General features: G+C 62.5%; 11 protein-coding genes. 8 read left to right on the top strand and 3 right to left on the bottom strand.

From position 1 onward, the window contains the following. Window positions 1–8 precede the first annotated feature (8 nt). A complete protein-coding gene (locus tag ACEXP3_RS17010) occupies window positions 9–1,193 on the bottom strand; it encodes an efflux RND transporter periplasmic adaptor subunit (RefSeq protein ID WP_377298339.1) in 1,185 nt (394 codons plus the stop codon). Window positions 1,194–1,252: 59 nt separating this feature from the next. Beyond that, entirely contained in the window at window positions 1,253–2,038 is a 786-nt protein-coding gene (locus ACEXP3_RS17005; RefSeq protein ID WP_210106540.1) for an alpha/beta hydrolase fold domain-containing protein, read from the bottom strand. Window positions 2,039–2,172: 134 nt separating this feature from the next. Here ACEXP3_RS17005 and ACEXP3_RS17000 point away from each other — a divergent pair, with 134 nt between their 5' ends. The 6 genes from ACEXP3_RS17000 (at window position 2,173) to ACEXP3_RS16975 (ending at window position 8,517) form a co-directional block, all read left to right on the top strand. Next, complete coding sequence (locus ACEXP3_RS17000) at window positions 2,173–3,069, top strand: LysR family transcriptional regulator (RefSeq protein ID WP_377298338.1); 897 nt, start codon at window positions 2,173–2,175, stop codon at window positions 3,067–3,069. A gap of 304 nt (window positions 3,070–3,373) precedes the next feature. Beyond that, a complete protein-coding gene (locus ACEXP3_RS16995; RefSeq protein ID WP_377298337.1) occupies window positions 3,374–4,900 on the top strand; it encodes an ABC transporter substrate-binding protein in 1,527 nt (508 codons plus the stop codon). 76 nt (window positions 4,901–4,976) lie between these two features. Continuing rightward, window positions 4,977–5,918: an ABC transporter permease gene (locus ACEXP3_RS16990; RefSeq protein ID WP_377298336.1), complete on the top strand. Its 942-nt coding sequence runs from the start codon at window positions 4,977–4,979 to the stop codon at window positions 5,916–5,918. After that, entirely contained in the window at window positions 5,918–6,781 is an 864-nt protein-coding gene (locus ACEXP3_RS16985; RefSeq protein ID WP_377298335.1) for an ABC transporter permease, read from the top strand. Before ACEXP3_RS16990 ends, ACEXP3_RS16985 begins: the two co-directional genes overlap by 1 nt. A gap of 1 nt (window position 6,782) precedes the next feature. Beyond that, entirely contained in the window at window positions 6,783–7,991 is a 1,209-nt protein-coding gene (locus tag ACEXP3_RS16980) for an amidohydrolase/deacetylase family metallohydrolase (RefSeq protein WP_377298334.1), read from the top strand. Window positions 7,992–8,019: 28 nt separating this feature from the next. Then, window positions 8,020–8,517: a RidA family protein gene (locus tag ACEXP3_RS16975; RefSeq protein WP_245366736.1), complete on the top strand. Its 498-nt coding sequence runs from the start codon at window positions 8,020–8,022 to the stop codon at window positions 8,515–8,517. An 8-nt stretch (window positions 8,518–8,525) separates the two neighbouring features. Here the strand turns inward: ACEXP3_RS16975 and ACEXP3_RS16970 are convergent, their stop codons facing one another. Next, window positions 8,526–9,332, bottom strand: a complete 807-nt coding sequence (locus ACEXP3_RS16970; RefSeq protein WP_377298377.1) for an IclR family transcriptional regulator — start codon at window positions 9,330–9,332, stop codon at window positions 8,526–8,528. A gap of 121 nt (window positions 9,333–9,453) precedes the next feature. Between ACEXP3_RS16970 and ACEXP3_RS16965 the strand changes: the two genes are divergently transcribed. Both ACEXP3_RS16965 and ACEXP3_RS16960 read left to right on the top strand, forming a co-directional pair. Beyond that, the gene (locus ACEXP3_RS16965) at window positions 9,454–10,650 is read left to right on the top strand and encodes an aminotransferase class V-fold PLP-dependent enzyme (protein ID WP_377298333.1); all 1,197 of its coding nucleotides are present in this window, start codon (window positions 9,454–9,456) and stop codon (window positions 10,648–10,650) included. A 45-nt stretch (window positions 10,651–10,695) separates the two neighbouring features. Further along, on the top strand, window positions 10,696–12,525 hold the full coding sequence (locus ACEXP3_RS16960) for an ABC transporter ATP-binding protein (RefSeq protein ID WP_377298332.1): 1,830 nt from the start codon (window positions 10,696–10,698) through the stop codon (window positions 12,523–12,525). The last annotated feature ends 419 nt before the right edge of the window (window positions 12,526–12,944 follow it).

Here is a 12,944-nt window from a genome sequence, read left to right as displayed (position 1 = left end):
GAACGCTCTTATTGCTTGGCGAGCTGGGCCTTTTCCTGCGGCGCGACATGGGCGCCCGGACGCAGGCGCTGCAGGCCGCTCACCACGATGCGATCGCCAGGCGAAAGCCCGGCTTCGACAAGACGCCCGCCATCAACGCCAACGCCAAGTTTCACTTCGCGGTACGTCGCGACATTGGCCTGATCGACCAGGAAGACGAATTTCTTGTCCTGATCCGTGCCGATGGCAAGCTCGCTGACGGCCAGTCTTGGCTCGCTCTTCGGTTCGCCGAGGCGAATGCGCACGAACTGGCCCGTCAACAGGCGCCCGTCATGGTTATCAAAGACGGCCCGCACCCGCACCGTGCCGCTTGCCTGATCTACCTCGTTGTCGATCAGCTGCAGCTTGCCGCGAAGGGGCGCGTCCGGCGCCTGCGCGGTGCGGATTTCCACCGGGACCTCGTCGAGCGAGGGCACGCCGTTCACCACCGGCAGAGCCGCCAGGGTGCGACCAATCATCTCCTCGCCGACATTGAAGCTCGCATAGATCGGATCGACCGAGACGATGGTGGTGAGCACCGGCGAGCCTGAGCCTGCGGCGACCAGGTTGCCGACCGTCAGTTCAAGCCGGCCGGCGCGTCCGGAAATCGGAGCGCGGATCTTCGTGTGGTCGAGATCGATCTGGGCCGAAGCCATCTGCGCCTGTGCCGATTGCAGATCGGCGGTTGCCTGCGCATGGGTGCTCAGGCGCTGGGCATAGTCGCTCTTGGAAATCGTGTTGGAGGCCGACAGCGCCTTGCCCCGGTCGAGTTCCGCCACGGCCAGATCGAGCCTTGCCCGGGCAGAAGCCACCTGCCCTTCCGCCTGGGCACGCACGGCTTCAAACGGCGCCGGATCGATGGTCACCAGGAGATCGCCGGCCTTGACGAGCCCGCCTTCGCGAAAATGCACCGACTGGATCGCGCCGGCGACACGCGAGCGCAGCTGCACCCGCTCCACCGATTCCAGCCGGCCGGAAAATTCCTGCCAGATGGCAACGGTGCGCGGCTGCACGGTTTCGACGGTGACCGGAACAGCCGGCGGCGCGCTTGCCTGTTCGGTCGCCTCGGCGCGGGTCAACTGCAGAAGGTTACCCTGCGTAACGGCCACGACAGCGGGCACGACGAGGCTCATGCCGGCGACCCACAGGGCCCGGTTCTTCAGTATCGATGTCATGATGTATCTCCTGGATAGGCGCTAGCGGCGCGCCAGACCGAATAATTCCTGCATTGTATTCATGTGAGTTCCGCAGCAAATGCTGCGAATGCCTCGGTTATCTCCTGGCGCCAGCGGCCATCCTGCCCGGTGTAAATGCCGGTCCATCCCTGTCCCGCGGCCAGGATGTGCTGGCGCACAAACACGCCTCCATCGCCAAGCCTGCGGGCATAGGCCAAAATTTCATCCCGCAAGGGATCGTCTTCGGCACTCATCACCAGCGCTGGTGCAACACCGGACAGGCGCGAGCACAAACAGGGTGCGGCATAGGGATGCCCATAGCCGCAGGCCTGCTGCAGATACTGGCTCCAGCCCTGCGTCCAACGCTGTCGCATGCCGATCTCATCGGCGCGCCGGATGGAGGCCGAAGCCATTTCCGGATCGATCAGCGGCGACAACAGCACCTGGCCGGACAGACTGCCGGGCATGTAGTCGCGCGCCTTCAACGCAATACCCGCCGCAATATTTCCACCCGCCTCGTCGCCGGCGACGAAGAGCTTCGAGCGGGCGCCTGCAAACTCCTTCTTTCGAAGCGAGAGGCGCTGCAACACCTGCAGCCCCCGCTCGATCGCCTGCGGAAATATCGCCGGCCGATCGTATGCATAGGCAACTTCGACAACCACCGCACCGCTGTCGGCCAGCGCCCGTGCGGCCGGTTGTTCAGCTTCGGCAGGCGCCGCCTGCCCAAACGCCCGTCCTGCGAGGTAAAGAACCAGAGGCTTTACCTTCTGGACGAGACCGGACGAATAGATGCGTACCGGCAGCTGCCCTTGCCCGTGGCCTATCTCGAGATCCGTCCACGGCATCGCTACGCAAGCCCGCTTTCCTGTTTGTGTTGGTTCTGATATTATTATCTTCTGTTTGCCGCACAAGCATGCTTCCATGGGCAACACTATTCCAATTTGGCGGATAATACCGCACTGCTTCCAAGGAGGGGTCGATGGACCAGCTTTCTGCGATGCGTGTTTTCCTGCGCGTGGTCGAAACCGGAAATTTTACCCGGGCGGCCGCCGCTCTCGACATGCCGAAGACCAGCGTTACCAACCAGGTGCAGGCGCTCGAGACGCATTTGCGCACCAAGCTCCTCAACCGCACCACCCGCCGGGTGGCTCTGACGACCGACGGCGCCCTCTACTATGAGCGTGCCCTGCAAATCGTGTCGGAACTCGAAGAGCTGGACTCAAGTCTCTCCAATTCGAACACCCAGCCGTCCGGGCGGCTGCGCGTGGAAATGGCCGGTGCCTTTGCCGATTGCCTTGTCATCCCGGCGCTCTGCGACTTCGTCAAACAGTATCCGCAGATCCAGCTGGATATCGGTGTCGGAGACCGGCTGGTCGATTACATTGCCGAAAACGTCGATTGCGCCCTGCGGGCCGGCACGCCGACCGACCAGTCTTTGATCGCCAGGAAAGTCGGGCAGATCAAGCTCTTCAGCTATGCCTCGCCGATCTATCTCGAGCGTCACGGGACGCCGACGCATCCAAGGGATCTCGAAACCAGCCACTTCTGCGTCGGCTACCTCAATGCCCAGACCAGCCGCGTCATGGGGATCGATTTCTGCAAAGGCGACGAACTGATTGAAACCACGCCGCGCTATATCCTCTCCGTCAGTGATAGCCGCAGCTATGTCGGTGCGGCCATCGCAGGCCTCGGCATTGCCCAGTCAACGCCCTTCCTCGTCAAGGAGGCGCTGGAAAAGGGCCAACTCGTGCCGGTTCTGACCGACTGGGATTGCGAAATACTGCCGCTATACATCGTCTATCCGCAGACGCGCCACATGAGCAACAAGCTGAGGGTTTTCGTCGACTGGCTGACCCGCCTGCTGCAGACGCTGTAATCCCGGCAAACGCGCCCCTCCCCTGAAATCGCCAGCTTTTCCTTTGTGTCTTCGTCAGGCTTTGCGGGCCTGATAAGGCATGCCCCGGCGCCCAACCGTCGGCAGACAAGCGGTCGAGCGCTGCCGCTCTGTTCGGCGCGTCTTACCATTTGCGAAACCTGCAGGCCCAGGTTCCGGTCGGCGTCCGGCCGAATTCACCCGTGTCACGAAAGAGGAGGATTGACAGGACCGACTCGCCAGGTACTCTATAGTTAGAAACTATAATTCATAATTGTGGAACATCTGAAACCGGGAGACGTCCGCTATGCGCCTGAAACTTGCCTTCCTCGCCGCCACCGTCCTCATCTCCGCCTCCGGGCTTGCCTTTGCCGCAGAGCGCGGTGGCGTGGTCAATGTCGCGACCATCGGCGAGCCGCCGACGCTCGACCCCATGGCCTCCACGGCCGACCTCGTCGGCATCGTCACCCAGCATATTTTCGAGACGCTCTACACCTTCGACAAGAGCTGGAAGGTGACGCCGCTTTTGGCCGAAAGCCTTCCCGAGATGAGTGCCGACGGAAAGAGCTATGTGATCAAGCTGCGCAGCGGCATCAAATTTCATGACGGTTCCGACATGACTGCGGATGATGTCGTGGCTTCCCTCGGTCGCTGGATGAAGCTCGCCTCGCGTGGCAAGCAGGCAGCACCCTTCATCGACAAGGTCACCGCGACTGACCCGCTCACGGTCACCATCACCCTCAAGCAGCCCTATGCGCCGCTTCTGTCGCTTCTGGCCTTCAACAACTCGGCCGCCGTCATTCTGCCTGCGGAAAATCAGGCGGACACGTTGAACGCTGTCATTGGAACAGGCCCCTATATGCTCAAAGAGCGCAAGCCGGACCAGTATATCCAGCTGGTACGCTTTGATGGCTACAAGTCCCGCTCCGGCGAGGCGGATGGCTATGGCGGCGCACGCCATCAGTATCTCGACGAGATCCGCTTCGTTCCCGTTCCTGATCCGAACACCCGCGTCGAGGCCGCCATTTCCGGTCAGTATGCCTATGTGGATTCGATTCCGGTCGAGGCCTATGACCGGGTCAAATCCTCCAGCGCCTCCAAGCCACTGATGCTGAAACCCTTCGGCTTTCCGGTCTTCGTCTTCAACACGAAGGAGGGCTTGTCCTCCAATCTTGCCGTGCGCAAGGCGGTGGAGAAGGCCTTGAACACCGAGGACATGCTGGCGGCGGCCTTTGGCTCCAAGGATTTCTATGAGGCCGACGGCGCATTTTATCCCAAGCCTTACGCCTGGCACACCGAGATCGGTACCGAAGGCAATTACAATCTCGGCGATCCCGAAGGCGCTGCGGCGGATCTGAAGGCTGCCGGCTATGACGGCAAGCCGCTGCGCATCCTCACCAGCCGCCAGTACGAGTTCCACTACAAGATGGCGCAGGTTGCCGCGGAATATCTGAAGCTTGCCGGCTTCACCGTCGAACTCCAGGTGGTCGACTGGGCAACGCTGACGCAGCGCCGCGCCGATCCAAAACTGTGGGACATCTACATCTCCCATAGCCCCTTCCTGCCCGAACCCGCGCTGATGGGCGCGCTGTCGACAAGTTCGCCGGGCTGGTGGGATACGCCGGCGCGAAAGGCAGCCGTCGATGCCTTCACATCTGAGGCCGATCCGGACAAGCGCGTGGGTCTGTGGCAGACGGTGCAGAAGACCATGTATGACGAGCTGCCACTTCTGAAGATCGGCAATTTCAATGCCGTGGCCGCCGTGTCGAACACGCTCGAAGGCGTGGAGCCGGCTCCGTGGCCGTACTTCTGGAACGCATCCGTCAAGAAGTAACCTTTATCCGCGGGATGCGGGCGCTTACACCTGCATCCCGTTTGTCTTTCCGCGCGTGGCATCGGAGCCAAGCCGCATGATAAGCTATATCCTGAAACGTCTGGCCGGCATGGTCGTCGTCATGTTTCTGGTGGTGACCATCGTGTTCATCATCGTGCGTGTCACGCCGGGTGACCCGGCCGCCGTGATGCTCGGCCCGGATGCAACGCCCGCAGACATTGCCTCCCTTCGCACCCGCCTTGGCCTCGATCAGTCGATCCTCATTCAATATGTCTTCTATATCGGGCAGTTGCTGAAGGGCGATCTCGGGCAGTCTATCTTTCTCAACGTTCCCGTCGGCCGGGCGCTCACGGAGCGGGCCGAACCGACCTTTTTCCTCACCGTCTTCTCTCTTGTCATTGCCTCGGCGATTGCGCTGCCCATCGGCATCTATGCCGCCTATCGCCGCGGCTCTGTCATCGACCAGGCCTCGACGACGATTGCCATGCTGGCCGCCAGCATCCCAAGCTTCTGGCTGGGCCTCATCCTCATGCAGATCTTTTCTGTCCGGCTGGGCCTGTTTCCGGTCTCCGGCTATGGCGGCCCGAACGCCAGCTTTCTCGACCGGATGTATCACCTGACATTGCCGGCGGTGGCGCTGGGGCTCGTCTCTTCCGCGCTGATCCTGCGCTTTACCCGCGCCTCGATGCTCGATGTGTTCAGCGACGATTATATCCGCACCGCTCGTGCCAAGGGGCTGGTGGAACGACGGGTCGTGCTCAAGCATGCGCTGAAGAATGCCCTCATTCCGATCCTGACCGTGCTTGGCCTGACGGCAGCCGTGCTGATTTCCGGCGCCGTGGTCACGGAAACGGTCTTCGGCCTGCCCGGCGTCGGAAGCCTCGTCGTGTCGGCGGTTCTGAGGCGCGATTACCCGGTCATCCAGGGTGCGCTGCTGGTGATTGCCGGCCTCTATGTCCTCATCAATTTCCTGATCGACATGCTCTACCTGCTGATTGACCCGAGGGTGCGATACTGATGGCCGAACTCACCCGCACAGCCGGCCCCCGAAGCCTTTTCCTGCGCCGCTTCCTCAAGCGCAAGACGGTCGCGGCCGGCCTGATCGTTCTTGCGATCTTCGTCATCCTTGCCGTTCTTGCGCCATGGATTGCCCCCTACTCACCCTCGAAGCTTTCGATCGCCAATCGATTGAAGCCGCCGGGCGGCCTCTTCTGGTTTGGTACCGACGAGTTCGGACGCGATATCTTTTCCCGCACGATCTATGCGGGGCGCCTGTCGCTGTTCGTCGGGGCCTCGGTCGTGGGCCTGTCGGCGGTGATCGGCGTGGCGCTCGGGCTACTCGCCGGCTTCTTCAAGCGCCTGGATACGCCGATCGCACGGCTGATCGATGCCATGATGGCCTTTCCCGATATCCTGCTGGCGATTGCGCTGGTCGCAGCGCTCGGCCCCTCGCTTGCCACCGTGATTGTGGCCCTCTCCGTCGTCTACGCTCCCCGGCTTGCCCGCATCGTGCGCGCCTCGACGCTGGTCATCCGGGAACTCCCTTATGTCGAGGCGGCACAGGCGCTCGGCATTTCCACCTGGCACATCATGACACGCCATGTGCTGCGCAACCTTGCCTCGCCCATTCTCGTGCAGGGTACTTTCCTGTTTGCCAGCGCCATGCTGGCGGAAGCCGGCCTCTCCTTCCTCGGGCTCGGCGTGAGCCCTGAAATTCCCACCTGGGGCACGATGATTGCCGCCGGCCGCCAATATGTCGGTCAGGCGGACTGGATGACCTATTTCCCCGGATTTGCCATCGTTCTCTCGGTCCTCTCCCTCCAGATGGTGGGCGATGGGTTGAGGGACATGCTCGATCCCCGTCTTCGAAAGGACCTCTGACATGGTCGCAACCACGGCAAACAAGCCGCTTCTCCTCAAGAACGTCAGGCCGATGGCCTTCGCCTCCCCCCATGCGGCCAAGGCGACCGACATCCTGGTCGGAGCTGACGGCCACATCGCGGCCATCGGCGACAGCCTGCCCGGCCCGTCCGACGCAACGGTCATCGATGGTGCCGGCGCCTATGTCTCGCCCGGCTGGATCGATCTGCACGTCCACATCTGGCACGGCGGAACCGACATCTCCATTCGCCCCAGCGAATGCGGGGCGGAACGCGGTGTGACCACGCTGGTCGATGCCGGGTCGGCTGGGGAAGCCAATTTCCACGGTTTTCGCGAATATATCATCGAGCCCTCGCGTGAGCGCATCAAGGCCTTCCTGAACCTCGGCTCCATCGGGCTCGTTGCGTGCAACCGCGTGCCGGAACTGCGCGACATCAAGGACATCGATCTCGACCGCATCCTGGAATGCTATGCGCAAAACAGTGAGCATATCGTCGGCCTGAAGGTCAGGGCCAGCCACGTGATCACCGGCTCCTGGGGCGTGACGCCGGTCAAGCTCGGCAAGAAGATCGCAAAAATCCTGAAGATCCCGATGATGGTGCATGTCGGCGAGCCACCGGCGCTCTATGACGAAGTGCTGGAAATCCTCGGCCCCGGCGATGTCGTCACGCACTGCTTCAACGGCAAGGCCGGCTCGTCGATCATGGAAGACGAGGACCTGTTCAATCTCGCCGACCGCTGCGCCTCCGAAGGCATCCGCCTCGATATCGGCCATGGCGGCGCCTCCTTCTCCTTCAAGGTGGCCGAGGCGGCAATTGCGCGCGGCCTCCTGCCCTTCTCGATCTCGACGGACCTGCATGGCCACTCGATGAACTTCCCGGTCTGGGATCTCGCCACGACCATGTCGAAGCTTTTGAGCGTCGGCATGCCGTTCGAGAAGGTCGTGGAGGCGGTCACCCATGCGCCGGCCTCCGTCATCAAGCTGTCGATGGAAGACCGGTTGAGCGTGGGCGCGCGCGCCGACTTCACCATCTTCGACCTCATCGATGCCGATCTCGAAGCCACCGACAGCAATGGCGACGTCTCGCGCCTCACGCGCCTGTTCGAGCCGCGTTACGCCGTCATCGGCGCCGAAGCCGTCACCGCCTCGCGCTATATTCCGCGCGCCCGCAAGCTGGTTCGCCACAGCCATGGTTATTCGTGGCGCTAAGTGCGTGCACCCGCCTCAAGGAGTTGCTTTGACCCATCCCCGCATTTCCACGGCCGAACCGAACGAGACAGCCTATGACCGGCTGTCCCGGCTCGGGATCACGCTGCCGCCACCGCCGCCGCCGATCGCCAATTTCGTCACGCATGTGGTGGAAGGCCGTATGCTCTACCTGTCCGGCCAAGGGCCGCTCGAGGAAAATGGCCACCTGCACGCCGGCAAGGTCGGCGCCGATGTCAGCGTCGAGGAGGCCTATCGTCACGCCCGCCTCGTCGGCATCAACCTCATCGCCGTGATGCAGGATGCGCTGGGAGATCTCTCCCGCGTCAAGCAGGTGGTCAAGCTTCTGGGCATGGTCAACGCCATGCCGGATTTCCTCGATCACCCGAAGGTCATCAATGGCTGCTCGGACCTGTTCCTCGATGTCTTTGGCACGGCGGGCCGCCATGCCCGCTCGGCCGTCGGCTTCGGATCGCTGCCCGGCAATATCACGGTGGAAATCGAAGCCATCGTGGCGCTCAAGGATTAGCGCCCGTGTCAGTGATTGCGCCAGCCCATCATCTTTTCGATTTTTGCCGCAGACGCCATGACGCTTCCGGCATACGGATTGTCCTTGCCTATGACCTTCTGCTCGGGAAGCACGATGGAAATCGTCGCAACGCAGCTGCCGGCATCGTTGACGATGGGAGCCGCGATACAGGCGACTGCATAGTCGGATTCGGCCACCTGCACGGACAACCGCTGCGCGAAAGCCTGGCCCGCCGCATCGCACAGCGTGGCCGCATCGACTTCCGCCCGCCCGGTCGGAGAGATACGGGCGCAGCGGCGGAACAGGTCTCGCCGCTCCTCAGGCGCGAGATGGCCGACGAGCAGGCGCCCCGAGGCCGTCCAGTTCAGCGGAACCCGCGTTCCCACGCGCGAGGCAAACTGAAAGTGGCTAGGACCATCCGCCATCGCCAGCACCAGCATGTGGTCGCCATCGCGCCCGCACAGTTGCACGGTCTCGCCCACCTGCCGGCAGAGGTCGTGCATTTCCTGCGTGGCGACGCTCATGAAATCCAGCGACCGCGCATAGGCGAGGCCATAATGATAGAGCCGCGGCCCGAGCCAGATCGAATTGTCTGCATTGCGGGTCAGCATCTGCTTTTCGACCAGATCCTCGATGATCACATAGACCGTGGACAAGGGCGCGCCGATCGCCTTGGCAATGGCATAGGCACCGGCCGGCGCCCCGGTCTCGTACAGATGGTCGATGACCTGCAGCGCCCGGTCGATGCCGCTGACGCGGCTGCGACGGGCGGTCTTTTCCCCCTCTTCCGACAAGGCGCTGTCTGTAACGGACACGGGGCTGGACGCTTGAGATGACACGACGATGCTCCTCGGAGAACTTCGGGAGGCTATTATATTATTATGGCATAGCTGTCGATAGCGACCAGCCTGCCGAACGACGAGGAGAACAGTGACCATGACCAACGACTTTCGCCCCCGGATCGGCCTTCGGCCTGTGATCAACGTGTCCGGCACGATGACGAGCCTTGGTGCCTCCATCGTGGTGCCCGAGGCAGTCGCTGCCATGACGGAGATCCTGCCGCACTTTGTCGAGGTGAATGATCTCCAGCGCAATGCAAGTGCCGTGATTGCCCGGTTGACCGGCGGTGAGGCGGGCTTCGTCACCGCCTCCTGCGCGGCCGGCATCAGCCTTGCGGTCGCCGGTGCCATCACCGGGCCGGACCTGCTCGCCATTGAGCGGCTACCCGATGGCGCGCCGACAAAGAACGAGGTTCTGGTGCAGATGGGCCATGTGGTGAGCTACGGCGCGCCGGTCGACCAGTCGATCCGGATCGCCGGCGGCAAGACGGTGATGATCGGCCAAGCGACGTCGACGCACCGCTATCATATGGAGAATGCCATCAACGAGCGCACGGCTGCCGCCGTCTATGTCGTCTCCCACCATGTCGTTCAGTATGGGATGCTGCATCTGAGCGAATTCGTCGAGATCGCCCATGCCAGGGGCGTGCCTGTCATCGTCGACGCCGCATCCGAATATGATCTGCGGAAGTTCCTCGAAGCGGGCGCGGATATTGCGCTTTACTCCGGCCACAAGTTCCTCGGCGGCCCGACCAGCGGGATCGTGGCCGGTCGCAAGGATCTGGTGCGCAGTGCCTTCCTGCAGAACATGGGCATCGGCCGTGGCATGAAGGTGGGCAAGGAAAGCATTTTTGGCGTGATGGCGGCGCTGGAAGCCTGGGAGACGCGCGACCACGAGGCGGTGCGGGCGCGCGAAGCCGGTTATCTTGCACTGTGGAATGAAGCGCTGAAGGGGCGCGCCGGCGTCACCGCGCTCATCGAACCGGATCCGACCGACAATCCGCTGGAGCGCATGCGGGTGATCATCGATCCGCGCGAGGCCCATATCACCGCCTGGGATCTTGCCGCCGCCCTTCGCGCCGGCAGCCCGCCGGTCATCGTGCGCGATCACGAGGTCGAGCATCACTACTTCTATCTCGATCCCTGCAACCTGCATCCGGGCGAGGAAGTCGTCGTTGCCGAACGCCTCGGCGCCGAACTCGACAAGGCGCGGGCCTCCAACGAAATCATCGCAACGCCCATCGAAAACCTCAGCCGCCATCGCTTCGACGGCATGCTGCGCTGGCCCGACTGACTTTTCGCAATCAGGCCACCATGGAAGGCAGAAGGACAAGAGATGATGAGAGACACTACCCATGCAGCCAATGGACAGGGACCTGTCCTGTCGGTGGAAAACCTCACCACCTCCTTCGTGGTCGACGGGGCCTGGCGTCCCGTCGTCCGCGACGTCTCGTTCGAAGTGGCGGCCGGCGAAACGCTGGCGATCGTCGGCGAGAGCGGCTCCGGCAAGAGCGTCACCTCTCTCTCCGTCATGCGGCTCCTTGCCCCCTCAAGCAGCCGTATCGAAGGTCGCGTCCGGCTTGCCGGGCGCGACCTTCTGTCCCTTCCCGAGCATGAGATGCGCAAGGTGCGCGGCAACGAGATCGCGATGATCTTTCAGGAGCCGATGACCTCGCTCAACCCGCTCTTCACCATCGGCGACCAGATTTCCGAAGCGCTTCTGTGCCATGGCAACCTGTCGGCGAAGGAGGCGCGGGCCGAAACCATCCGGCTTCTCGAAAAGGTCCGCATCCCCTCTGCCGCTTCCCGCTTTGACGAATATCCGCACCGTTTTTCAGGCGGCATGCGCCAACGGGTGATGATCGCGATGGCGCTTGCCTCCCGCCCCAAGCTTCTGATTGCCGACGAACCGACAACGGCGCTCGACGTTACCATCCAGGGGCAGATCCTCGATCTCCTGAAGGAATTGCAGGAGGAAGACGGCATGTCCGTCCTCTTCATCACGCACGACATGGGCGTCGTGGCGGAAATTGCCGACCGCACAGTGGTGATGTATCGAGGCGAACAGGTGGAGACGGGCGAGACGGCCGATATCTTCTACCGGGGCCGGCATCCTTACACACGCGCCCTTCTCGCAGCCGTTCCGGTGCTGGGGTCCATGCAGGGTCACGCCCGGCCCTTGCGCTTTCCCGTCGTCGATCCGGCAACCGGCGTGGCAGATGAAGCCTGCGAAGTGGCAGATACGGTTGATCCGACGCGTCCGGTCTTGAGCGTAAAGGGGTTGACCAAGCGCTTCGACATTCACGCCGGGCCGCTCGGTCGGCTGGTCGGGCGCGTGCATGCGGTGGAAAATGTCTCCTTCGACCTGATGGCGGGAGAAACGCTGTCGCTGGTCGGCGAATCCGGCTGCGGCAAATCCACCACCGGACGCGCCATCATGCGGCTGATCGAACCGGATGCCGGTTCGGTTCTGGTGGGTGACCGCGACATGCTGACGCTTGGCGGGCGCGAGATCCGCGAGATGCGCAAATCGGTGCAGATGATTTTCCAGGACCCGTTTGCAAGCCTCAACCCGCGCATGACGATCGGCCAGGCCATTGCCGAGCCCTATCTGGAACACCGCATGGGCAGTGCTCGCGAGGCGCGCGATGTGGTGGCCGACCTTCTTCACAAGGTGGGGCTCCATGCCGACATGGCCAAGCGCTTTCCACACGAGTTTTCCGGCGGCCAGAGGCAGCGCATCTGCATTGCCCGCGCGCTTGCCCTTCGCCCGCGCGTCATCGTTGCCGATGAAAGCGTGTCTGCGCTCGACGTGTCGATCAAGGCGCAGGTTATCAACCTGATGCTCGACCTGCAGGAAAGCCTCAATCTCGCCTTCCTCTTCGTCAGTCACGACATGTCGGTGGTCGAGCGGGCAAGCCACCGCGTCGCCGTCATGTATCTCGGTGAGATCGTCGAGATCGGACCGCGCGCCGCGGTCTTCAACAATCCTCAGCACGATTATACGAAGAAGCTGCTGGCGGCCGTTCCCGTCCCGGACCCTTCTCGTCGCCGGCAGAAGCGCAACATGGTCGTCGATGAGCTGAAGAGCCCCATTCGCTCGGTCGACGAGATCGTCGCCATGCGCAGCTACCGGACGGTCTCACCGGGGCATCTGGTGATGGCCTGACACCCGCCCCGTTCAGGGACCGCCAGACACTCGATTTCGTGTCGAGACCCTGCCTCAGATAGAGGGATCATGCCGCGTCACTGCGCGGTATGGTGCGATGAAGTGCCCTTAACCGCACAGCGGATGCGCACAGTCTAATGACCGATAAAATTTGACGGGTTCGGGCCACAGACTGCCGTCTTCTCAAAGCCGGATACATCTCATGGCGCGCGGAGCGCCAAAACATCCCTGATCGGCCCTTTCACCGTACCACGCTCTCCTGCCCCCTGCAAAGATCTCGATGCCAGCGAGAGATCGCAAAAGCTCTTCATTCAGATCCATGCGGCTTAGGAAACGTGGGACGCCACCGGTCTTCATGAGGGAAATCGCTTGCCCTCCCCTCACCCGGTTTTTCGCTCAAAGCCGCCGTTCTGCCGCAT

Origin of the sequence: Neorhizobium fuzhouense (assembly GCF_042611105.1) — a bacterium.
Taxonomy (GTDB): domain Bacteria; phylum Pseudomonadota; class Alphaproteobacteria; order Rhizobiales; family Rhizobiaceae; genus Neorhizobium; species Neorhizobium galegae_A.
Note: the sequence above shows the minus strand (reverse complement) of the source record. Positions and strands in the feature narration are given on the sequence as shown.